This is a genomic window from Nonomuraea sp. NPDC050691 (assembly GCF_040654455.1).
GTDB lineage: Bacteria > Actinomycetota > Actinomycetes > Streptosporangiales > Streptosporangiaceae > Nonomuraea.
Map to the genome: position 1 here is coordinate 24,015 of NZ_JBFAIA010000024.1, position 21,379 is coordinate 45,393.

Annotated in this window: 27 protein-coding genes and 2 pseudogenes; 19 read left to right on the forward strand and 10 right to left on the reverse strand. The window is 65.7% G+C overall.

The features are described 5' to 3' along the window. Positions 1–374 precede the first annotated feature (374 nt). Positions 375–776 (forward strand): annotated as a pseudogene (locus tag AB0H81_RS13120) (integrase core domain-containing protein); the annotation flags it as partial. A 21-nt stretch (positions 777–797) separates the two neighbouring features. Here the strand turns inward: AB0H81_RS13120 and AB0H81_RS13125 are convergent. Both AB0H81_RS13125 and AB0H81_RS13130 read right to left on the reverse strand, forming a co-directional pair. Continuing rightward, entirely contained in the window at positions 798–1,169 is a 372-nt protein-coding gene (locus AB0H81_RS13125) for a hypothetical protein (protein ID WP_358373347.1), read from the reverse strand. A 221-nt stretch (positions 1,170–1,390) separates the two neighbouring features. After that, positions 1,391–2,107, reverse strand: a complete 717-nt coding sequence (locus AB0H81_RS13130) for a head maturation protease, ClpP-related (protein ID WP_358373480.1) — start codon at positions 2,105–2,107, stop codon at positions 1,391–1,393. A 307-nt stretch (positions 2,108–2,414) separates the two neighbouring features. Here AB0H81_RS13130 and AB0H81_RS13135 point away from each other — a divergent pair, with 307 nt between their 5' ends. Both AB0H81_RS13135 and AB0H81_RS13140 read left to right on the forward strand, forming a co-directional pair. Further along, positions 2,415–3,647: a pentapeptide repeat-containing protein gene (locus AB0H81_RS13135; protein ID WP_358373350.1), complete on the forward strand. Its 1,233-nt coding sequence runs from the start codon at positions 2,415–2,417 to the stop codon at positions 3,645–3,647. A gap of 1,026 nt (positions 3,648–4,673) precedes the next feature. Continuing rightward, on the forward strand, positions 4,674–5,030 hold the full coding sequence (locus AB0H81_RS13140) for a hypothetical protein (protein WP_358373352.1): 357 nt from the start codon (positions 4,674–4,676) through the stop codon (positions 5,028–5,030). Positions 5,031–5,435: 405 nt separating this feature from the next. Here AB0H81_RS13140 and AB0H81_RS13145 read toward each other — a convergent pair whose 3' ends face one another. Next, positions 5,436–5,588, reverse strand: a complete 153-nt coding sequence (locus tag AB0H81_RS13145) for a hypothetical protein (RefSeq protein WP_358373355.1) — start codon at positions 5,586–5,588, stop codon at positions 5,436–5,438. 53 nt (positions 5,589–5,641) lie between these two features. Further along, positions 5,642–6,469: an FHA domain-containing protein gene (locus AB0H81_RS13150; RefSeq protein WP_358373357.1), complete on the reverse strand. Its 828-nt coding sequence runs from the start codon at positions 6,467–6,469 to the stop codon at positions 5,642–5,644. 141 nt (positions 6,470–6,610) lie between these two features. On the opposite strand from AB0H81_RS13150, the gene AB0H81_RS13155 reads away from it, so the two are divergent. Further along, complete coding sequence (locus tag AB0H81_RS13155) at positions 6,611–8,572, forward strand: WD40 repeat domain-containing serine/threonine protein kinase (protein ID WP_358373360.1); 1,962 nt, start codon at positions 6,611–6,613, stop codon at positions 8,570–8,572. A gap of 72 nt (positions 8,573–8,644) precedes the next feature. Here AB0H81_RS13155 and AB0H81_RS13160 read toward each other — a convergent pair whose 3' ends face one another. The 3 genes and pseudogenes from AB0H81_RS13160 to AB0H81_RS13170 form a co-directional block, all read right to left on the reverse strand. Continuing rightward, complete coding sequence (locus tag AB0H81_RS13160) at positions 8,645–8,869, reverse strand: hypothetical protein (protein ID WP_358373362.1); 225 nt, start codon at positions 8,867–8,869, stop codon at positions 8,645–8,647. 2,536 nt (positions 8,870–11,405) lie between these two features. Continuing rightward, complete coding sequence (locus AB0H81_RS13165; protein ID WP_358373483.1) at positions 11,406–11,741, reverse strand: UTRA domain-containing protein; 336 nt, start codon at positions 11,739–11,741, stop codon at positions 11,406–11,408. Then, a pseudogene (locus AB0H81_RS13170) lies at positions 11,681–11,950 on the reverse strand (hypothetical protein); the annotation flags it as partial. The gene AB0H81_RS13165 and the pseudogene AB0H81_RS13170, both read right to left, overlap by 61 nt. On the opposite strand from AB0H81_RS13170, the gene AB0H81_RS13175 reads away from it, so the two are divergent. From AB0H81_RS13175 to AB0H81_RS13185, 3 genes are all read left to right on the forward strand, one after another. Beyond that, positions 11,855–12,070, forward strand: a complete 216-nt coding sequence (locus tag AB0H81_RS13175; RefSeq protein WP_358373486.1) for a hypothetical protein — start codon at positions 11,855–11,857, stop codon at positions 12,068–12,070. The pseudogene AB0H81_RS13170 and the gene AB0H81_RS13175 sit on opposite strands and share 96 nt — an antisense overlap. Positions 12,071–12,260: 190 nt before the next feature. Then, positions 12,261–12,752, forward strand: coding sequence for a tyrosine-type recombinase/integrase (locus tag AB0H81_RS13180; RefSeq protein WP_358373365.1), 492 nt, complete (start codon positions 12,261–12,263; stop codon positions 12,750–12,752). A 467-nt stretch (positions 12,753–13,219) separates the two neighbouring features. Further along, complete coding sequence (locus tag AB0H81_RS13185) at positions 13,220–14,701, forward strand: hypothetical protein (protein ID WP_358373368.1); 1,482 nt, start codon at positions 13,220–13,222, stop codon at positions 14,699–14,701. Between the two features lie 21 nt (positions 14,702–14,722). Here AB0H81_RS13185 and AB0H81_RS13190 read toward each other — a convergent pair whose 3' ends face one another. The 3 genes from AB0H81_RS13190 to AB0H81_RS13200 form a co-directional block, all read right to left on the reverse strand. Beyond that, positions 14,723–15,295, reverse strand: a complete 573-nt coding sequence (locus tag AB0H81_RS13190; protein ID WP_358373371.1) for a cysteine hydrolase — start codon at positions 15,293–15,295, stop codon at positions 14,723–14,725. Positions 15,296–15,300: 5 nt separating this feature from the next. Continuing rightward, positions 15,301–16,470 (reverse strand): hypothetical protein, encoded by a 1,170-nt coding sequence (locus AB0H81_RS13195; RefSeq protein WP_358373373.1) that lies wholly within the window; start codon positions 16,468–16,470, stop codon positions 15,301–15,303. 92 nt (positions 16,471–16,562) lie between these two features. Beyond that, complete coding sequence (locus AB0H81_RS13200) at positions 16,563–16,904, reverse strand: helix-turn-helix transcriptional regulator (RefSeq protein ID WP_358373376.1); 342 nt, start codon at positions 16,902–16,904, stop codon at positions 16,563–16,565. Between the two features lie 208 nt (positions 16,905–17,112). Between AB0H81_RS13200 and AB0H81_RS13205 the strand changes: the two genes are divergently transcribed. The 12 genes from AB0H81_RS13205 to AB0H81_RS13260 all read left to right on the forward strand — a co-directional run bounded on the left by AB0H81_RS13205 (position 17,113) and on the right by AB0H81_RS13260 (position 21,374). Then, positions 17,113–17,250 (forward strand): hypothetical protein, encoded by a 138-nt coding sequence (locus AB0H81_RS13205; RefSeq protein ID WP_358373378.1) that lies wholly within the window; start codon positions 17,113–17,115, stop codon positions 17,248–17,250. Continuing rightward, a complete protein-coding gene (locus AB0H81_RS13210) occupies positions 17,250–17,561 on the forward strand; it encodes a WhiB family transcriptional regulator (RefSeq protein ID WP_358373381.1) in 312 nt (103 codons plus the stop codon). Before AB0H81_RS13205 ends, AB0H81_RS13210 begins: the two co-directional genes overlap by 1 nt. Next, on the forward strand, positions 17,561–17,800 hold the full coding sequence (locus AB0H81_RS13215) for a hypothetical protein (protein WP_358373384.1): 240 nt from the start codon (positions 17,561–17,563) through the stop codon (positions 17,798–17,800). The genes AB0H81_RS13210 and AB0H81_RS13215 overlap by 1 nt, the downstream gene beginning before the upstream one ends. A gap of 327 nt (positions 17,801–18,127) precedes the next feature. Next, the gene (locus AB0H81_RS13220; RefSeq protein WP_358373386.1) at positions 18,128–18,307 is read left to right on the forward strand and encodes a hypothetical protein; all 180 of its coding nucleotides are present in this window, start codon (positions 18,128–18,130) and stop codon (positions 18,305–18,307) included. Beyond that, positions 18,304–18,564, forward strand: a complete 261-nt coding sequence (locus tag AB0H81_RS13225) for a hypothetical protein (RefSeq protein WP_358373388.1) — start codon at positions 18,304–18,306, stop codon at positions 18,562–18,564. The genes AB0H81_RS13220 and AB0H81_RS13225 overlap by 4 nt, the downstream gene beginning before the upstream one ends. Next, entirely contained in the window at positions 18,561–18,758 is a 198-nt protein-coding gene (locus tag AB0H81_RS13230; RefSeq protein ID WP_358373390.1) for a hypothetical protein, read from the forward strand. Before AB0H81_RS13225 ends, AB0H81_RS13230 begins: the two co-directional genes overlap by 4 nt. Further along, the gene (locus AB0H81_RS13235; RefSeq protein WP_358373392.1) at positions 18,755–18,919 is read left to right on the forward strand and encodes a hypothetical protein; all 165 of its coding nucleotides are present in this window, start codon (positions 18,755–18,757) and stop codon (positions 18,917–18,919) included. Before AB0H81_RS13230 ends, AB0H81_RS13235 begins: the two co-directional genes overlap by 4 nt. Continuing rightward, the gene (locus AB0H81_RS13240; protein ID WP_358373394.1) at positions 18,916–19,182 is read left to right on the forward strand and encodes a hypothetical protein; all 267 of its coding nucleotides are present in this window, start codon (positions 18,916–18,918) and stop codon (positions 19,180–19,182) included. The genes AB0H81_RS13235 and AB0H81_RS13240 overlap by 4 nt, the downstream gene beginning before the upstream one ends. Continuing rightward, positions 19,179–19,814, forward strand: a complete 636-nt coding sequence (locus tag AB0H81_RS13245; RefSeq protein WP_358373395.1) for a M48 family metalloprotease — start codon at positions 19,179–19,181, stop codon at positions 19,812–19,814. The genes AB0H81_RS13240 and AB0H81_RS13245 overlap by 4 nt, the downstream gene beginning before the upstream one ends. Then, positions 19,814–20,791 carry a hypothetical protein gene (locus tag AB0H81_RS13250; RefSeq protein ID WP_358373396.1) on the forward strand — a complete coding sequence of 326 codons (978 nt, stop codon included), beginning with the start codon at positions 19,814–19,816 and terminating at the stop codon, positions 20,789–20,791. Before AB0H81_RS13245 ends, AB0H81_RS13250 begins: the two co-directional genes overlap by 1 nt. After that, positions 20,791–21,063 (forward strand): hypothetical protein, encoded by a 273-nt coding sequence (locus AB0H81_RS13255; protein WP_358373398.1) that lies wholly within the window; start codon positions 20,791–20,793, stop codon positions 21,061–21,063. The genes AB0H81_RS13250 and AB0H81_RS13255 overlap by 1 nt, the downstream gene beginning before the upstream one ends. Beyond that, positions 21,054–21,374, forward strand: a complete 321-nt coding sequence (locus AB0H81_RS13260; protein WP_358373399.1) for a hypothetical protein — start codon at positions 21,054–21,056, stop codon at positions 21,372–21,374. The genes AB0H81_RS13255 and AB0H81_RS13260 overlap by 10 nt, the downstream gene beginning before the upstream one ends. The last annotated feature ends 5 nt before the right edge of the window (positions 21,375–21,379 follow it).

The following is a 21,379-nucleotide window of genomic DNA, read 5'->3' on the forward strand; positions in this document are numbered from 1 at the left end:
CCAGGCATCCAAGGATGTCGAGATCATGGTGCTCCGCCATGAGGTGGCGGTGTTGCAGCGTCAGGTCGTCCGGCCGAAGCCGGGCTGGGCCGATCGGGCGCTCCTGGCGGCCCTGGCCTGCTTCCTGCCGACAAGGAGGTCCGGGAGCTGGTCCTCCGGCTGGCACGGGAGAACCCCGGGTGGGGGTATCGGCAGGTACACGGCGAACTGGTCGGCCTCGGCTTGCAGGCCAGTGAGGTGACCGTGCGACGGATCCTGCTTTCGCGCCGACACGGTCCGGCTCCTCGCAGCTTCGACACCTCTTGGCGGACGTTTCTACGGCTGCAAGCGAAGGGGCTGCTGGCCTGCGATTTCTTCCATGTCGACACGGTCTTAGCGAGATCCACCCCGATGAGAAGGCCGGCACCTGCGCCGCGTTCCTGCGCCGCGCCGCCGCCTGCTTCACCACCGTGGGCATCACCCGCATCGAACGCGTCCTGACCGACAATGCCTGGAACTACCGCCGCAGCACCGCCTGGCAACAAGCCCTGGCCGACCTCGGCGCGAGCGGCAAACGCACCCGCGCCTACCGGCCACAGACCAACGGCAAGGTCGAACGCTGCAACCGCACCCTGCTCGACGAATGGGCCTACATCCGCCCCTACACCAGCAACGACGAACGCACCGCGGCTCTGCAAGACTTCCTGCACACCTACAACCACCACCGATGCCACACCGCAATCGGCGGCCAACCACCGATCACCCGCGTCAACAACCCTGCGGGTCAAGACAACTAGCGGGTACAGGCAGGGGCGCCTTCACCATTTCTCGAGTTCAACCGCATCCGGGTAGAGCTCACCGAGTCTCCCGGCAATGTCCGGCCTGGCCGTCTGGACATCCCACGAACCGCTGTCGAAAGCTCGCAAGCAAACATCAGGTATCGATGAACCGGCATTGCGGCCCTCTGCCTCTCCATCCACAAGCTGTAGGTGAGAGTCGAACAAGTGAACTACCTGGTCCGTCGACAGCCACATATCCTGGGGTATCTCGATCTCGGGAATCAACCAGTCGATCGTCAATCGCCACTCGTAGGTCTCGATCAGAGGCCTGAGAGACCTGAGCAACTCTTCGAGACCCAAGCAATGACCGTCGCGCCACATGGCGAACGTGAGCATCCGAGTCTCTGCCACCGCGACTCCTGCCGTCGAAAGACCACGTTGCTGTACCGCTCTACTGTACGGAGATCACAAAGGGCCTCCGGGATGTCCCCGAAGGGCCTCTGAGCCGCGGGCCGACGAGGGAAGTGAACCCCTGACCTTCTGTTTACAAGGTCCCCAAACGATCTTCAGGGCCGTTCGGAGCTGTTCGCCCCGCTGTTCATCGGGACTCAGGCAGTTCAGGTTCGTTCGGCTCAGTAGCGCCTCCAGCAGAGCGGCGTCGTCGAGCTCGGCTTCGCTGGCGATGCCGAGCCGCTCACGCAGCCCCTCGGCGAGAGTGGACATGCTGTCCTCCTCCTGTGTTTTCTGGGGCCCCGCGGCCGGCCCGGTTGGGGAGCATGCTTGGCCTGGCCGTTCATAGGCAGGCGGGTGTTGTGGACGGCGGCCAGGTTCGGGGCGGGCGCCTGCTCTCGGCCGGCGTAGTGAAACACGCTCAGGTCCCATGCGCAGGCCCTGGCCTTGGCATTGTCATCCGGTGCGTCCTGCGTGGTGTCGTCGGGAGTGCTGTGCTCGGCCACCTCGTCGGCCAGGCCCGCAGCGACTGCTTCGGCGGCGGTGAACCACGTCTCGGCCTGCATCAGCTCGCGCCGGTGCTTCATGTCGCCGCCGGTGCGTTCGGCGTAGACGGCAGCGAGGTTGTCGGACTGGCGGTCGAGCCGCTCGGCTGCGTCCCGCATGTCGGCGGCGTCGCCGATGCACGTCGCCCACGGGTTGTGGATCATCATCTGGCTATGCGGCTGCATGATCACCCAGTCGCCGGCGAGGGCGATCACCGACGCGATCGATGCGGCCAGGCCATCCACCCACGTGGTGACCTTGGCAGGGTGTGACCTGAGGAGGTTGGCGATTGCGATGCCGTCGAACACCTCGCCACCCGGCGAATCAGCCGCAGCCGAATCTCGCGCGCGCAGATCTCCTTCAGCTCACTGATGAAGTTCTGCGCGGAGACGCCCCACCAGGAGACCCGGTCGTAGATGTAGACCTCGGCGGGGGCGCCGTCCTCGCCGGCCGCGTTGCGGATGCGATACCAATCGGGTGCGTCCCCCCCGCTGTTGGGCGCGCGGCCGTGCGGTTGTATGCCTCACCCGTCAGTCCTCCTTGCTTAGAAGCAGGCCCAGATGGAAGCCGCCAGGAAAGCAGGTGTAACGCGGCGCACGGGCCCCGTCACGACTTGATCACTCAGGCTGGCAGACGGCCCCCGGCGCGGTCAAATGAGTCATGGGCTTCCTCTCGCGGCCTTCCAAGTCACCTGCTCGCCCACCCGAGCTGCGTCCGCCGCGCTCGATGTGGTGGTGGGCGCTCCCCACAGCGCTGCTAATCGGCGTTGCGGCTTGGGGCACCACCGCGTGGCTGCTTCAGGACCTGGACAAGCTGCCCGTTGCCGAGCAGGTGTCCGCCCGGATTGAAGCCGTCCGCACTGCGTTGGCGGCTGCAGCCGGCGTTGGCGCCGGCGTGACTCTGCTGCTCGCCGTTCGCTGGCAGCGTCACCTGGAATTGGCCGCGGCGCACACCGCTCATGACGCCGCAGAACGTCGGGTCACCGAGCTGTACACCAAGGCCGCTGAACAACTCGGCAATGATCAGGCTCCTGTCCGTCTCGCTGGCCTGTATGCCCTGGAACGCCTCGCTCAGGACACCCCGGCACTACGGCAGACCATCGTGGATGTGATCTGCGCTTATTTGCGCATGCCGTACACCCCAGCCTCGGGTAGGACCGAGGCGCCCGAGTCCGCCGTCCCTCGTGCCGCCGTTGCTGGCATCTCTACACCTCCGGCCGTCCCCTCGGTCGGGCGGGATCCGCGCGAGGAACGCCAAGTCCGACTCACCGCCCAACGCATCCTGGCCGCGCACCTGCGCTATACGGTCTCACCGCCCCGGTCCCGGTGGCGGCCCTCACGGGCCCAGCCCAACCCGCTGCACTGGCCCGGCATCCGGCTCGACCTCACCGGCGCCACGCTTATCGACCTCGATCTAAGCTGTTGCCGCATCGGCGACGCCCAGTTCGACGGCGCGACCTTCCACGGCGTCGCCAGATTCGACGAGACGGCCTTCACCAGCGCCGCGTGGTTCAGCAAGGCGAACTTCACTGGCGCGGCCTGGTTCGCCAAGACGACCTTTGCCACCATCGTCTGGTTCAACAAGGCGATTTTCGACAGCGCAGCCCGGTTCGATGAGGTGGGCTTCAACGGCGATGTCGGCTGCGCTAAGGCGACCTTCAACGCTGACGCCACGTTCAGTGGGGCCAGCTTCACCGGCAGCACCTGGTTCGGCGAGACGACCTTCAATCGAGACGCCTGGTTCGCGAGGGCGATCTTTGATGGAGACGCCTGGTTCGACGAGACGACCTTCAATCGAGACGCCTGGTTCACCAAGACGACCTTCAACCGGGACGTGATGTTCCAAAAGGCGACTTTCAATAGAAGTGCCGTGTTCGAGGAGCGACGGGCCTAGACAGGGCGAATCTCACTGACGTGCGAGCCGCACCGGCCGAGGGCGCGCAGCGGGAATGGCCGCTGGCATGGCGGGTGAAGATAGGGGCGGACGGGTGGCATACCCTCCGCCAAGGAGCCGACACGGGCGAGGACAGCGGAGCGCAGAAAGGGTTCGGAGCCACGCGATCGACATGAGAACCCACCGGGCAGCTCCGCCTGCGAGCGGCGATGAGGGCGTCCAGCACCTCCTGCCAGAGGCTCTGGATCGCGTCAGGATCGACGCCGGACTGCGATTCCAAGGGTCAAGCTGACGCCGTTCCTCGGCCGCGGCCTGCGGGTTACACGGCTGTGCCGCGCGCGGGCGCCTGTGGGCAGGGCGACTTCGTCCTGCTGCTGCCCGTCCTCCGGCTCCGTTTTCGGCCCAGAGGCAGGCTCAGATCCAGGCTCCGGCTTCTCGTCATCCGGGCTCGGCCGGCGGGCCGGCGGCGCGAGCGGCTTCTCCGGCAGGCGCATCGTCTGCCGCACATACGCCTCCAGCTTGTCGTCGGGGTGAGCGCGCCTGCGGCGAGCAGCATTTGCAGCGCCTCGGCCGTGATCTCGTGACGCGTGCCGACGTCGGTCGCGACCACGCGCGGCGCCGCTTCGTCGGGGCCCCAGTTGAAGTCCACGAGCTGGGTGACGATGCCCGGCATCGCCGTGCCCGGACGTGGCGACCTCGGCGATCTCGTCAGCGACCGTTTGCAGTGACAGCAGGAACAGATCCAGAAAGGACTGGCCCAGGGCGCGAGAGCCGTTCGGGGTGTTACCGAGGTCCCCACCTTCCTGCTGGCCACTGGTACGAGCATGCCCGCTCCGCGGTCGCCGCCCTGGACGGCGACTGGCAGGCCGCCCGCGAACCGCGTCTGCCACCCGTTTGTGCCCGCCACCGCCCTGCCGGCCGCTCCTCATGGGCTCGGCTGCTCCGGGACCGGTCCCGGAGCAGCCGCCACACAATGGGAGGGCTCTGATCACCCGCCCCAACCTCATGTGAAGAGCAAGGAGGATCATGTCCGCCACGATCAGGACCGCCGCCCTGGCGGTGGCCGCGTCCATCGCCCTCGTCCCCGCCATCGCCCCCACGGCGTCCGCCGCAGCCAAGCCCAACCTTCGTGCCTGCTACGACGGCAACTGCAAGATCACCATCACCAAGAAGGTCTCATTCCGGATCGACCCCAGCTTCGTCTTCACCAAGCTGACCATCTCCTTCAATGCCAGCGGCGTCAGCGTGCAGTCCAGCGGGCCGGGCGTGTCAGGCTCGTCGTACTTCAGCAAGGGCTCGACGAGCACGCTCAACGGCATCACCATCAGCGCCCTCTCGCTGTCCAAGAAGAAGGCCGTGCTGCGGTTGTCAACGCAGGGCTGAGCCGAAGGCGTCGCGGAGGAGCAGCACGGCGACGCAGGACTCAGTCCCGGTTCTCCTCTTCGCACAGCGCCGCGTCGGCGTACCGGACAGCTCGCGTGACCTCCAAACGGTGCTGGTGCTTGTCCGCGCCGAGCCCGGTCGATCTGGCCGCGATCAAGCCCAGCGCGGGCGGTGCTGGAGATCGTGAAAATCTCGCCGGCTGTCGTGGCCGGTGTCGGCGGGCGAGGGGGCTTTCAGGCGCGTAGCTGGCGTCAGCCGTACCAGCCGGTGCCGCATCATGCCGGGCGCTGCTGATCACTTCAGGCACAAGGCAAAGCCCGCCACCCCTCGAAGGAGGTGGCGGGCTCTTTGTCATGCCCGGGGCCCCACCCGACGGCGAGTGTAGGAGACACCTCCGACGGTTCCTCAGCAGGCGGTCGAGTCTGAGCCGCGCCTCCACGAGCAGGTGTCGATCTTCTTCAGATCGGAGCCCCGGTAGATGTCTGCCGTGTCCCCGCCGGGGCTGTTGTTCCAGACGTACCAGCGGGTCTTCCAGAACACGCGGGGTGACATCGTCATGGTCGCCGCTCACCGCATGGCGACGTTCGCCCCATGTGCCACTGAGGGGAATCCTATGGTGATGGGCGGGGTTCATCGAGGAGTCGGAGGTCCGACGCGCCGATCGTCGCGCTGGTCAACAGGGCGGTGATCAGGTTGTGGTTGAGTGCGTTGCCCAGCGGCGGTGGGATCTCCTCCTCCAGGAGCCCGGGCACCTTGGCGCTGAGCCGCTTGCGCGTCTGGGTGACGATATGAGCGGCCCGTTTGGCGGTCCACCCTTCTCCGGGCCGGAGGACGCGGAGCTCGTCCTCGACCTGTGCCCAGGTCAGCGGCTGCGGCCAGGGCTCAGGCAGCAGGTACCGCTGGGCCAAGCAGGTCAGGACCAGGCGTTCGTTGGGGCTCAGGTCCCATCCGGTCGGGTCGCGGGTGTCGGCCTCTTGGCGGTTTTCCGGGCCCGAACTCGGTGGTGTCATGACGATCCGTACTTCGAGCAGGTGCTCTTGTTCGGGAGCGACGATGAACAGCGGGGTGTGCGCCGCCGGCAACGTCGCCCGTTGTCCGGCGAGCACCAGACGTCCCCCTGGAAAGCGGATGGGCAGTTTGCCGAGGTTGTACAGGATCCATCGCGCGTGCTCGTAAGTGATGCGTCCGTGCTGTCGGCTGACGTACAGGTCGTTCGGGCCGACGCAGACGTGCACGTCCGGCTCGCAGCGCCCGAATATCACGTCGAATCCGGCATCGGGAGCGACACGTATCTCGCCGTTGGTTCCTCGGACGCACAGGGTGCCGGGCACGGCCGGGGGAAATCCGTCCGCGAGGTTTCCGACCTGCTTCGGCACGATCTCCACCTTGCTCAGGTGCCTGCGCATCGTCCACGCCATGTCGCCGATCCTCTTCTCCACGCGGCTCCGGGGGTCACGATAACCGCCGACTCCCGGGAGGGGTCCCTGACGCGGGAGGCGTTTTGACAGAAGGGTGTTCTGGAAAAGGCTACCAGTTAGTAAGCTTGTCGTAGATCCAATGCTCGGCATCACAATGACGGCATGCGCAACTTCACGCCGCTTGTGCCCGGCGATCCCCAAGAGCTGGGTGGCCTGGAGCTCCTCGGCAAGCTGGGCGAAGGTGGGCAGGGCGTTGTCTATCTTGCCAGGACGCCGATGGGTACACGCGTGGCCATCAAATGGCTGCGCGGTGACGCGTCCGACGACAAGGAGAGCGTCGAGCGCTTCCTGCAAGAGGCGGACGTCGCCCGGCGGGTGGCGCCGTTCTGCACCGCGACAGTGCTCAGCACAGGCGTCGAACAGGGCCGGCCGTACATCATGAGCGAGTACGTCGAGGGCCCCTCCCTGGGCCGAACCGTGAAGGACGACGGCCCGCTCGCCGGTGGGGAGCTGGAGCGGCTGGCCATCGGCACCGCGACCGCGCTTGCCGCGATCCACGAGGCCAACGTGGTGCACCGGGATTTCAAACCCGGCAACGTCATCATGGGCCCCGGCGGGCCGCGCGTGATCGACTTCGGTATCGCGCGCATGCTCAGCCCGGCCACGATGACGAGCAGCACGCAGATCGGGACGCCTGCATACATGTCTCCCGAACAGATCACGGGGCAGGGGCTCGGGCCCGCTGCCGACATGTTCTCCTGGGCTGCCACGATGGTCTTCGCGTCCTGCGGGCGAGCGCCGTTCGGCAGCGACGGGGCACACGCCGTAATGAGCCGGACACTCAACGATCCGCCCGATCTCGGCTCGCTCGACGGACGGCTACGTGACCTGGTGCAGCAGTGCCTGGCCAAGGATCCGGCGAAGCGGCCGACGGCCATGGACGTGATCATGCGCCTGTTGCGGAATCCGGATCCCGGATCCGACCCCCTCGTGGAGGGGACCAAGCAGGCGTCTCCGGGGGGCGCGCCACAGGTGGACCACACCGGGCCATCGCGCAGGCCGATCCTCATGGGCGCGGGCGCGCTGATTCTCGTGGCCCTCGTGCTGGCCGGGATAGTGGTGCCCAAACTTGTCTGGAACCCCACGCCCGTGACCGCTTCCGGCACACCCCCGGCCACGCCGTCGAAGGAGGTGACTCCGACCTCGGCCACCGTCGTCAAGACCACGCTGCCCGGCGGCTCGATCACGCACTACGAGGGCCCGTCCGACCCGATCACTCTGACGGCGTACGAAGTCGACGAAGAAAATGGCGAGGACAACGTCGACTATGCCCGGCAATCGCTCCATGGCGCGTTCGACAAGTATCCGGACAACTTGGAGTCACTGGTCTCCCCCAACGGCCGCTATCTCGCGGGACGGTCTGACGACTACACCTCGGACGGCTACGACTCGGTCCTTCTCACCGACAGGCAGGTGGGCTCCAGTGTCCGGATCAAGACCGTACACCGGCCGCTGGACACCACAATTCGCACCTGGTCGAAGGACAGCTCGAAGGTCCTTCTCAACATCAACAAGAAGATCGAGAACAAGGAGGGCAAGGAAAGCTGGTCGACGATGGGCTTCGCCATCGTCGACGTGGCCCAGGGCAAGGTCAGCAAGGTCAACGTGGCCGACGACTCGATCCGGGACAGCGACTTCGGCTGGGACGCCGATGAAGCAGGCGTGGTCATCGTCTACGGCAAGGACAAGGGGTTGCGCTTCTTCGACGCCTCCGGCAAGCCCGTGCGGGACTTCCCGGGTGTCGGGCCGCTGGCGTCCGGCACTCTCGGCATCTTCTCGCCCTCCGGCAAGATGTTCGTGACCGACTGCCCAGGCGGCGACGACAGCGACCACTGCCTCTGGGACGCCGGCACCGGCCAGCAACTCCGCCGATTCACCTCCGACTGTGACAAGGTGCTCGGCTGGTACGACGAGTCCCATCTGTACTGCTGGGAGATGGACAACGCCACCAACGACGAGGTTCGCGTTGTGGCGTTCGACGGCAAGCTGGTGCGCAGGCTGTTGGAGACACCGGACGAACTGGATATCTCCCCTTTCTACACGGTCACTCCTCCCAGTTCTTGAAGCCCTCATCCTCAGCAGGTCCGTAGCAGGCCCAGGCGGATGAACATCTCCCGGCACCACGCCAGCGCGGTATCAGACGTCTCCCGCTGGGGAGCGCCGGGCGACAGGTACGGCAGGACATACGGATTCGTGATGCTCGCTGGAAGAGGCCGCCGCCGGCCTGACCTCCACGACGGGCGGCACGGTCTCGGCGACGACGCGGGCCGCCTCGTCCCGCGCGAACCGGCCGATGGACCCCGTCATCTCCTCCCGCGTCTCCTCCAGCGCCTCCCACGCATCCTTGAGCCCCTCCTCCACCGCCTCGTGCGCTTCCTGCAGCGACGTGGCCGCCGCCTCGGCAGCGGCCAGTATGGACAGCAGCTGCCGCGATGATCGGCTCGATCGTCGTCTGTTTCCTCCTCATGGAGCGACGTTGGCGCTCTCTGGCAGCTGCGGAGTCGCCGAAGGCTTATGCGCACTATTCCTTGTAGCTGATCTCACAGGTGGGGGCGAGGATCGAGCCAAGGCATTGTCCCCGATCCCCACCCGTCAAGGGCTGGGTACCAGGCCGCATCGATGTCTGGTAGGAATCCCAGGGCGTCAGGAGATCCGAGGGGGATCAAGGACGTGACATGCGCCGTTCGGCGTGGAGAGGCACTGGTAGCTGTACGCCTACCGGCGATTCGCCACGCGTGTCGGGCGAGGCGAATCCGGCCCCCGCCTCGTGTTCCGGCCGGTTCAAGCGTCCAGATTGGTGCGCGGATGAGGGAAGAGTTTCGTACTGAAAATAGGGATAGCGTTCCCCCGCGCGGTTAAGATCGCTACCCCGCCCGGAGCTCGTTCCAGCAGGTCAGCGTTTTCGGGCAGCGTGTTGGGCGGCCCGACTCGTCTAAGGACGAGTTCCCTGAATATGTGTGCGGGTTGGTTGACGGGTAGCCGGCTGCATTCTCGGCGTGGTTCCCGTGGTGGATTGCTACATGCTCGTCGTGCTGGTTTACAGCTTTGCTCGGTGGCTGTCGATACCGGTCCGGCGCCGTTCGGCCTGTCCAGCGTCAGGGTCCGGGGCGGTAATGGGGGCGCTTTGGTAGGGCAAGGCGAACCCGCGGTCTGGACATGGGTAGACGCCCGTTGAGCTCGCTGGGAGTGTCGCGTTCACTGCTGGGGGTTCATGGGTGGGGCGTTGTCGCGTTCAAGCCTGCGACCGCTTCGATCAGCTTCGCTCAGTCCGCCATGGCCTGAGCATCGCGGCGCTGACTGCTGCGCGGAAGGCAGTGCCCGGACCGTGACCACGAGAACCGAGAAACCGCAGGTCGAACGCGGTATTGGTGAGTAGGGCGGGTGGGACTTGAACCCACGACCCACGGATTATGAGTCAATGGGGGTTCGTGTTGGTTCGGGCCGAGAATGCCGCAACCGATCTGTTGCCGCTGGTCGGAGGGATGCGACGCGGTTCATTGGTGCTGGCTATGCCGCGTCAAAACGCTTCCGCGTAAGACTGCCGGTCTCCCTTCGGTCTCCCAGGGCTCCCCGCGGCCCAGTTGTGGACGAGGACACGGACGCTGCGGTGGTGTCATGGTTATGTGGGGTCGGTGCCACCTTGGCGGCATGCGAGAGCCCCGGCCTGGAGTTCGCTTCGGGGCATCTTGGCTGGTGGCGGCCAGCGGGACCTGTGCTCGACAGTCCACCGATCTCTGTGATCAACTCTGGTCGTTGTCACGCAGTCGGTCACGCACACGGGCTGAAACACTGTAGGTCCCTCAGGGTTGCTCTCAGGGCGTCTCTTGCCGGTGTTGATCGCCATCAGAAGACTTATGGCGTAGGCCACGGCGAGGATCTGGTCCGCTCGGCCGAGCCTTGCTACCCTCACCGCCAGGTAGATCATCGATCCCTACACGGGAGGATGCAAAAAATGCCATCCACGCGGATCGTCGCCGCCGTCACGGCCGCCCTCGGCGGGCTCTGTGTCGCGTTTGCCCCAGGGCTTGCACAACCCGCCTGGGCCGCCCCCACAGGATGTTCATCCTCGATCGCGGCTGCAGATGCGGTCACGGCGTACTGCAGTGGCGGGACCGGTCAATACCGGGCCGTCGCCACCTGCATGAATGACTTTGAGAAGAGCACCAAGGCCTACGGCACGTGGAGGAACCCCAGAGGGTGGGTCTCAGTCGCCGCCTGCCCAGCCAGCCACCCCTATGCCGTCGGCCACGGCTACCAGACCAGATAGGCCACTTAGCAGCGAAGCTCAGAGGCGCTTCGCGCGTCTCATGCGCGCTTCGCGCGGTAAAACACTCCCTGCTTCAGGAGCACGCACCAAGGAACTTCGGGATCTCCGCTGGGTAGCGTCGTGGCCTACGACGAAACCCGGAAGTGCTGGCGATCCGTCCTTTCCCCACACTTACGCTCAGGTGAAGCAGATCGCCTCCGCGGTCCTGCCAGGGATGCGCTGGCGTCGGCTTCCTCTCTTTCGCTACGCCGTTGTCTGGCGCAAGCCCCTCTGAAGTGCCGGCGCACGGCGTCGACGAAAGTGCACGCCTGGGCGAACGTCACCGGTATGCTCCCCGGCCGGGACGCCGGTTTGGGAGGCATGGTGGGCATCCTCTCCAGGGAGGACCGGCCGCCCTCGAAGGATGCCCACCGGTGACCGCCCAGCTATGCTGACTGCCGCCAGCAAATGATCACCTGTGTTGCAACGACCCCTGGAACTCGCCGAGTGGGCCGGGGGCTTTTGCATATTCGGGCGCAGGCGGGTCACATGGCCATGTCGCAGCACGTCCGATAGATGGCGCTGTCCTGTGTCACTCAGTGGGCAGTTCGCATGTCAGGACGTTCTCGTCGCCGCGTAGCACGAAGTGACTCACGTCCATTGGGGGGTCTCGTCTTGGTCGTAGCTGACGTGCAGCACATCGAGCACCGGTGTCCCCGGCTCGGCGTTAAGCCGTTCCACCTCTCCGTTTCGCGGCATCCGCGCCTGGACCTCTTCCAGCATGCGTGTGAGCCGGTGGCCCTGCTCCTCGAAGGCGGCGTAGATGCCGCCTGGGCCTGGCACCTCTTCCTCGAGGGGCGTGCCCCGGCGATGCTCAAGGGGATGTAGGTGTTCACGATCTGGACGGGGCGGTCGTCCACGTAGTAGGTGCTCTCTCGCCTGAGAACCTGCTCGCCGGGTGAGAGCCCGAGGCGCTCGGCGACCCACAGGGGCGGGTCAATATGGGCGATGCTCGTCACCTCGACCCGGGCGGAACGTCCCTGCCCTTCGACCTCGGCGCTGAAGGGTGCCTTCCCGGACTCTCGCCCCGATGGCAGCGGGTGGCGCGCCAGTACGTCGAAGCGCTCCACGCCATCGTGCATGCGTCGGTCGGCGACGACCAGCGCGTGGTGACAGACCATCTCGCCGAGATGCATAAGCAGCAGCTCGCCGACATCGGACAGGCGATCCGCGACCTGCGTGCCACCCTGCGTCGGCAAGTGCCGGGATGCCAACGGGCGGGAACTGGGCGCCCAGTGTCCGAAGCTCCGGCGTAAGGACGGTTCGTGGAACCCGAACCACGGCACCTGATACGGCAAGGCCGAGCTGCCGGCCGGGCCGGACAAGAAGCGCATCTACCTGCGGCTCGGTGGGTTCGCGAGCGAGGCCGACCTTGTGACCTGCTACCAGTCGGCCGAGAGGCTTCTCAGCATCCCCGACGCCGGACTGGAGGGGCACCAGGCGCGGATGGAGATTCTCGACATGATGGCGGTGCTGCGCGCGCACAAGGCGCGGCAGAACGAGGAGCGCCTGGAGTGGGGCGAGGCGTGGCAGGACAGCGGCCGGATCTTCACGCGTGAGGACGGCTCCGAGTTGAAATCGGACTGGGTCAGCGAGCAGTTCGAGCGGCTCGCGTTCGCGGCCGGCCTGCCGCCGATCCGGTTGCACGACCTCCGGCACGGCGCGGCGACGCTCGCGTTGGCGGCTGGTACGGACATGAAGATCGTGTCAGCGATGCTGCGTCATTCGTCGCTTTCGATCACGTCCGACACGTATACGGCTGTTCTGCCGGAAGTCGCGCACGAGGCGGCGGAAGCGAGCGTCGCTCGGGTGCCCCGAAAGATCGCGGTAGGGGAGGCGTCCGAAACTGGCGGTCTCCCTTCGGTCTCCCCTGGGGTGGTGCGAGACCTCACGGATTCTCGGGCGAAGAAAAAGGCCCACGTCAGCGGGCCTTCCTGAGGTAGGGCGGGTGGGACTTGAACCCACGACCCACGGATTATGAGTCCGCGTGACATCGCCGTGGCCCGGTACCTCTGAACTGCGGAAACATTACTTGACTGTAGCTGTGTGTAGCGGATTGGGAAAGTATTGGGTAACGATCAAGCTTGAGGGCCACTTTCCCGCGGCGAGGACTGCTCACGGGAACGGCCGCACCCTCGCGCGAACGTCCGCCAACGTGAGTTACAGGGCACTGGGCCGGACACACTCACGACCACAGGCGGTCGTGGGGCCAGGGAGATGATCAAACGTTGCTGAGGGCTGGCGCGTGACAGTGCATCTCCATATGCACACGGTTCCCATGTTGGGCGAAGCCTCACGGTGGCTCCTCCGTGCTACTGCCGGTGGCTAGAAGGCTGGCCCTCAGCGTCCATCGACAGGACCCCATTCCTGGCTTATGATGCGATTTTCCCGTCAAAGGAGTCGGTGTGGTGTACTTCAGCGAGCAATTCCACATCCCTTACAGCAGCGACTGTGAGTGGTTCGACCCTATTTTAGAGGTAGATGCCCCTCTCTTCATCGATCCTTTCCTTCTGTTTGCCGACAAATCCACGCAGTGGGCTCACGCGCACGACAAAATCATGGATTATTTCCAGACCGCCTTCGAGTTGCTAGCAAGTAGCGGTTTAAGAAAGAACCATCAGCACTATCGGCGCGTTCTAGAACTAATGGAGTTCCCGGAGCCGAAAGAATTTCGCCTCGGCTTCACGGTCAAGGGTACGGACGGTTCGGGTTCAGGCAAAGGTTTGGCACGGCTTATCACGTCCGCAATGGCTGAAGCCATCAAGCGCGGCGTGGACGATATTCGGCACTTCGAAGAGCTAGGTATTTTTGTTGAGAGATTTCACCGGGATCGAATCTCCGACGTTGTATGTAATTTACTTAAGCCGGACTTTATTCTGTATACCCAAGAAATTTGTAGGCAGTTCAAGGTTCCATTGACCGAGGCAGTGATTAAGCATAGTCGTTTCGATGAAACGCGAATGCGCTGGGTGAATGAGGTAGTATCCGTGCCCGTCTCGGGTGAGTCTGGCGAGCCGATTCTGCTTGTGCCGAAACGTTTCCTCAGGGAACTCCCCACCCTTGACGCGGTGGACTGGTATGGCAGTCTGGATTCTTCGCTCCGCGATGACTGGAACTTTCATATATCAAGAAAGATGAAAAAGGAGGAAATACTCGCGGCCGCTCGACAGCATATCGACAGCTTCCGTCGATGGATCCAGGGTGCGGAGGCGTCGGAACCGAAGCCCTACGACGTGGACCTCGATCCGAAGCTGTATGTCGCGTGGCAGCGGATCGTCAAGGAGGCTGTAACAAGCACCGAGATTGAACCTTGGCCAGAAATAACTTCTGACGATCAAATGATGCAATTTGTACACCAGCTTATCGAATACGTGCGACAGTTCGCCGAATCGTCTCGCGGCTGGGAGTTATTCTGGGAGGTCAAAGGTAGAAAATCCATACCCGAAACGAATATGCAAGTCCTAATATTCGGTCTCATAAAAGCTTACTGTGAGGCCGCGAGGGTATGGGTGGATCGCGAAGTTGAGACGGGGAGAGGGCCTGTCGACTTCACATTCACTGGCGACCGCAGAATTCGCGTTATTATGGAAGTGAAGAAGTTGAATCATGGCGAGTTCTGGAATGGGCTCAAAAGGCAAACCCCTATCTATGCTGAAGGTCTTCAGGTGCGGAATGCGATCTACCTTGCTATACGGAACTCCGCTACCCGCCAGATGAATAAACGCTGGATGGCCCTCGACGCAATGGCTGCGGAGGCGAGCGAGACCGCAGACATTACTATCGAGGTGGCACGAATAGACGTTATGCCACGGCTGCCTGCAAGCGACAGCCATGAGACAGACTACGTAGCGGGAACTGGTGAGTCGGACGAAGCGGACCCCGACTAAAGCTACATCGAATCGGATGGATCAGGCTTTGAGCGGCTGATCGCGGGGCGTGGGCAGTACGGATAGCGGAATTTCGCTTACCTTGATGATCTGCTTGGGGCCGATGAAGCGAGATGTCACCAGGACGCCGGCGTCGTGCGCGGCCGGCCCCGCGTGGCTGGCCGATGCATCCTCGATGAGCCAGGGGGTCAAGTCGAGTTCGAAAGCATCGACTGCCGTCTTTAGCACGCAGCTTTCCGTGGCGATGCCACAGACATAGAGATCCGTCCAGCCGTGTTCACGTACGAGGGCGGTTCCCTCCTTGTTGAATAGCGTGTAGGTGGTCTTATCAACGATGGCGGTCGCCTTTTGGGCGTACGGTGCAAGCACTGGAACGATGTCGGTTTCCGGTGATTCCATGAGCTTTGACCAATTGAAAAGCTTCTCGAAGTTACTGCCCGCGTAGTTGAGATAGCGAGTGAACACCACGTCGCCGCCTGAAGCCTGCCAGCGTCGTACGAGATCCGCGATTACTGGAACGACGTGGACTGACTCTTCACGTACGAATCCGTTCTGTACGTCAACAACCACCAAGACCGCTGTTTTGTGGGCCACGGATCTTACCTCTCACTTGTCTCGCGAAGAACATCTATGGCTTGAGTCAGATGGCCGATAAGGCCACTGGTGTCAAGTATCGCGGTTCGCATTGACCGATGCTGACCGGTTTCCTGGGGGCGCGCGTTGGTGAGGCGGGATTTAACTCCGCGCAGGAAGCGCCAGCCGTAGGGGTCGGGAACTGTAGGGTCCTTACCTCGCTCGACCTGCCCGTTGATGTGCTCGCAGTAGGCCCACATGGCCTGCGTGGCTAGTTCTGTGCTGACCAGTTCCTCTTCGGCAAGTGCGCGACGAGCGGCCAGCGGGCAGTAGACGACTCCAGACCATGAGGCATAGCCAATGGAAATGCCCTTGATGCCGAACGATACGATTTCCGCATGGTCGAACCCTTCGGCAAACAGGGCACGCTCAACTAATTCGGCGTGCCCTAGAGAGGATTCGCTCTCTTCGGAATCTCTTTCCAGGAGAACACGAGGCGTTGAAATGATGCGTGCAGCCGTGTCGAGGTCTGCGCCGGACCACATAGGCGAGTGCAGCCAGTACAGGCTGAGTACATATGACGCCTCGACGAGCTCTCCGGTGAGGCCGGACAGATACCCAGAAGCCCAATCGAGATTTTGGATGTAAGAGCGTCGACGCCAGATCGCTAAGCTTGCGATATTCGGGAATCTCATCTCTTCGCAGAGGTGAAGGATCGCTACGCCGAAGGGCCATACATAAAGACGGCATTCGCCGTCTGCCGGAACCTTGGCGCTCACATAGCAGTCAAGTCCGCATTGCGGCTCGGCCTGTTCGACCGTTCCGCGTCGGATAAGAGGCTCGATCTGGTCGGCTCCAATGAAGGCGCACACAAACTTGTGAGAGCGGAGCCCGAATGTGTCGGCGGCCGGCACCGTCGGCTCAATGTCGCCGAACAGCTCGTGAGGGGTCGCGTCGTACACCAGGCAGTACAGCTCGATGTAGAGCTGGTCACGGCAGATGGCCCGTCCGGTCTCGTGCCGATAGACGGCCTTCTCGATCGCATCCGCGTCCGGAACGCTGAGACCTCGATGCAGCCCAGCTCGCTCCAGCTCGCGAGCAGCACGGAGGCGACTCCACCCCTTGGCCTTCCGCTTCGCAATGAGCACGTTGTTCGGTACAAGGCGCTTCGCAGCCTGGTTGTCCTCCACGGACATGACGCGTGTCCCTCCGTGTCCTTCCCGTCATCTGGAACCCACGTGGTGCAATCGCGAACCTAAGTGCTGTGAGGACAGTCACAGCGTCTCGGTCAGTCCGAGCGAGTCAGCTCCAGGCGGCTTTCGATCGCCGCTACACGCTCACGGAGATCGGCAAGCTGGTCTCGGAGCTCCGCCACGGTGGCCGGCTCGTCGGACGCGACAACGGGCGCGCGCCCCTTGTCTGCAACCTCTTGAAGGTAGTCGTCAGGGAGGCCGAGCGCACGGGAGATGGCCGTCAAGATGGCCGGCTGACGGTTCTTGTCCTCCCCATGCTGGATCTGCCGAAGGGTCGCAGTGGAGACGCGGGAGACCTCCGCGAGCTTTTTCTGCGTCAGCCCGAGCGTCGCCATCCGCTCATTGATCACCTTCGCCACGGCGGGCCAGTTGCCCACGTGTCCCTCCGAGTCCGTACGTAGAAGCCGACTGATCGAAGCGTAACTAACCCGCTGCGCTATTGACAGCGCTACTTTTAGCGCTCATAGTGGCGCTAGAAGTAGCGCAGACCGCTATCGCTCTTAGACGAGCAAGCCAAAGCGGGGCGGCCCCCATCCGCCAAGACACGGGGCCGCCCCTCAACTCCCGCTAAGGAGCCCAACCATCATGACCCGCCCGTTCACCGTCGCCAAGGGCGACAACTGCCCGCCGGCCTGCCGTAACGGCCAGATCTGGAACCCCGGCAGCGGCCCCTACCCCTGCCCGTTCTGCAGCTCGGGCTCCAAGCCCGGTAAGGCCGCTTGATGGCCGTCCGGAGTCGGGACGCGGTGCGCGCCCTGCGCTCGGCGGTGGTGCAGGCCGATCCGGCCTGCGCCACCCCTGAGGCGGAGCTGTTCACCGGCCCCGACGCCTTCGAGGTCGAGGACGAGGCCGTCCGCCGGCGGCGCGAGCGGCGCGCCAAGCGGGTGTGCCGTTCGTGCCCGGCGGTGGAGGCGTGCTTGTCCTACGCTCTGGCCATCCGCCCCGCCGAGGGTGTGTGGGCGGGGCGTGGGGCCGCCGAGATCCGCGCCCTGGCCATCGCCTCCCGGACCGGCAGCGTGCCGGAGGTGGCGTGATGGCCGTGCGCTACTTCACCGTCACGGCGCCGGCGCCGTGGAACAAGTCCGGCACCTCCCGGATCACCGTGCGGCTGTGCGGCGCCTACGAGGCGTACCTGTGCATCGGCAACGAGCGGGTGCCGCTCACGACCGATCAGGCATGGGCGCTGTGGGTGGCGCTGGGCAACGCGCTGACCACCGTGCACGGTCCCGCGCCCGCGTGGGCGGGCGACCAGCTCGCCGGGGGTGAGGGCTGATGGGTCGCTATCAGTGCCCGCTGTGCGAGGGCCTGCACCGCAGCGAGGAGCAGGCGCGTTGCCAGGTTCACGGCGGCGGCTACTCGCCGCGCTGCCAGGCGTGCCGGCAGGCCGCTGCCGCGCCGCCGTGCGGGGGTGGCCGGTGATGGGCCGCTTCGAGTGCGTCAACTGCTCGCACGAGCACACCACGGCCACGTCGTGCCCGCGCTGCCGCCGCCTGGGCGGCCAGCTGGAGGTCTGCCGCCAGCACGGCCCGCGGCCGGTGCGCTCCTGCGGCTGCTGCCGCGTCCTGACCCGTGCACAGTCCGGTCCGCGGGGAGGTCTGGCATGACCACCACCACGATCTCTGCCCGGCCGGTCGCGTCGGGGCCGGTGAAGTGCTGCCCGCGCTGCCGCACCGTCTTGGACGGCGGCCCGGTGCTGTTCCACTGCGCCACCTGTCGGCGCGCGGTCTACGCCGCCGACCTCGACAACGAGTTTCCCGTCTCGCTGGGGAGGGCCGCATGAGCCGCATCAACGCCAGCGTGACGCTCTTCCAGCCGCGCGCCGCGGAGATGGAACTGGAGACCGGCCCGATGTCGGGCGCGCTGTTCCTCACCGTGTCCGACCAGCCTGTGTTCATCGCTCTGAACACCTCCCGCAGCGACGTGGCCGCCGAGGTCGCGGCGATGGAGCGGCTGGCGGAGCTGGCCACCGAGGCCGCCGCCCGGCTGCGCGCCCTCGCCGACGCCGCCGCTGCCGCGATGGGCGGTGAGCGGCCATGACGGCGCTGAGCCTGTCCGTCCTCGTGCTGGTGGCCGAGGTGGCGGCCTGGGCACGTGTCCGCCTGATCGTCGCCCGCGCGGCGCTGGCCGGCCGCACCGCCGATGCCGTCGCACGGTCCTGGGCGGCGTCGCCGGCCAACTGGTGCGACCGGCCCGGCTGCCCGACCTGCTGGAGCCGGGGGTGCCCGCAATGAGCGCCCCTGTGTCCGTCCGGCTGATCGGCGAGCCCGACGACGTCGCCCAGGTCGCCGACGCCATCCGCGCCGCCCTGGCGATCTCCTCCGAATCGCGTCTCTACCCGAGCCGCCGCGACTCCTCACACGTTCGCCTCTACCTGGAGGTTCTCCCTTCATGACCACCCAGACCAATACCTCGAACGACGCTCCGTCCACCAACGACGCCGGCGCCGAGCAGGCTGCCTACCGGGACCTGTTCGTCATGATCACCGTGCAGAACGCTTACGGGCACGTGGCCACCAGCAGTCACGACGTGAAGGTCCCTGTCGGCATGCGCCACCTGGACCTGATGACGCACCTGCTGAAGGAACGGATCCCGGAGGACCTGCGCGGCAACTCCGTCGTGCTGCACTACTCGGTTCACCCGGCGGTGGTCGCATGAAAAGCACTACCCGCGCCATCGAGCTGCCCGGCCTGGCCGCGTTGGCCGCCGTGGTGCGCGATGCCGCCCATCTGCCAGGGCTGCTGGTCTACGTCGCCGACGAACTCGGTGACAACGCCACCGCCGAGACCCGCTCGTGCGGGTCGGTGCTGCGGGTCGGCATCGGCGCCGACCTGCTGGAGGAGCGTCGCTCGGCCGCGCTGCTGGGCTCGGTGGCGCACGAGGTCGCTCATCACGCGCTCGGCCACCTGACCGGCCTGCTCGTTCCGGCGCTGGAGCGGGTCGCGGTGTGGTCCTACACCGTGGCCGTGGTGGCCGCCGTCGTTGCGCCGGTGCCGCGCTGGGTCACGCCGGTGTTGCTGGTGGTGGCGCTGTCGGCCTACCTGGTGGCGCGGTGGTGGCGGAGGGCGGCGGAGTATGCCGCCGACCGGCACGCCGTCTCGCTACTGGACGGGCTCGGCTTGCCGGGCCGCCAGGTGGTCACGGCGATGCTGCGTGAGGACCTGGAGGTCGAGCCCGCCTGGTATGCGGTGGTCGGCAGGCTGGCCGGTTCGCATCCCCCTGCCATCTCGCGGCTGCACCGCATCGCAGCCGTTCCTGTGTTCGCCGACCGTCCGCAGGAGGTCACCTGATGAGCGTCACCTTCCCCACGCCGGAGCCGCCGCCCGAGGACATCGAGCGCGGTCTGGCCGAGATCGAGCGTCACTTGCGCGACCAGACGCCACCCGCCCACACCACCGCCCCTCTCCCCACGGCGGCGCCGACGGTCGAGCGGCCGGTGCAGGTGGAGGGTGAGACGAAGCGGGTGCGTCGCCTTCGCGGTGAGGTGGCCGAGGCGCATCTGCTGGCCGATCTGCAGGAGGATGAGGCGCCACTGCTGGTGGACACGCCGAAGGTGCGTAAGCAGCGCAAGCGGGCGGCCGAGGCGGCCCGGTTGCACGAGCTGGCCAGCGACCCTGCCGCGCTCGCCTACCGGGACGCCAAGGTCCGTCGCACGGTGACGGTCATGGTCATGGTGGCGGCGTGCATCGCGCTGTTGGTTTCCAGCATTGGTGTGCAGGCGTCCGTCGCGGCGGCGTTGGAGCTGGCGAAGTTCGGTCTCGGCTGGTGGGCGGCGTTCGGTGTCGAGCCGGCGTTGTCGCTGCCGCTGCTGGCCGCGGTGACAGTGCAGGCCTACAGCGCCATGCGGGGCCACCTGGTGGACCGCAGGAGCCCCGAAGGGCGCAAGCTGTTTCGCACCGAGGCGCTGCTGCTCGGGCTGACGCTGCTCCTCAACTGCTGGCCCGCGCTGGCGGGTGGGTTCGATGCGCTGTCGCTGATCGTGCACAGCCTCGGCCCCATCGCCGCGGTGACCGCGATCTGGGTCCTGCCCGCCCTATGGTCGGTCCTGGCCGCCCTGCCGGTCGGCAATCCCACCGTTGGCCCTACGGGTGTTACGTACAGGGCGAACGGAACGGACGTCGCCCCGCTGGTGGCGCGGGCGCGGGACCTGATCCAGCGCGGGGAGCTGCCCGAGCGACCCAGCGCGAGCCGTCTGCAGCGCACGCTGCGGTGCGGCATGGACGCCGCTCGCGCCGTCCGCGACACGCTCGCCGGTGAGGCGGCGTGATGAGAACCCTCTCCATCACCGCGACGCCGCAATCCCGGCAGCGTGCTGGAGCCTGTGGGCGGCTGCGTGAGGGTCTGCGCATCGTGTGGTGCCTGCTGGGGCTGCTGGCCGGCGCCGTCGATGCGTGGCTGACCGCCCTGCTGGGCCTGGCCCCGTTCATCCCGCGGCTGCGCCGCCTGGCCGCCGTGGTCGCTGATGAGTGCCGGACGTGCGCGGCCGGCGCGATCGACGCCGACGTCATCGAGGACACCGAGGAAGGGGTGTGGCGCTGATGAGCCGCCGCAACATCACCGAATTGTCGACCATCGAATTCACCGGCTCGCTGGGGGCCGCGTTCCAGCACTACGGCAAGCAGCTGACCGCGCTGGCTGAGCGGTGGGGCACCGAGCTGGACATCGCCGCGGTGGACGCCGAGGCCGCGATGTCGACCATGAAGGGCCACATGCTGCTGTTCGGCCTGGACTCCAAGGTCCGCGCCCGCCGCGTAGCCAAGCGGCTCAAGCGGGCGCGGGACCTGGCCGCCGCTCTGGCGGAGCGGGGCGAGAGCTTCCACCGCAGCTACCGCAAGCACTTCCTGCCCTGACGGAC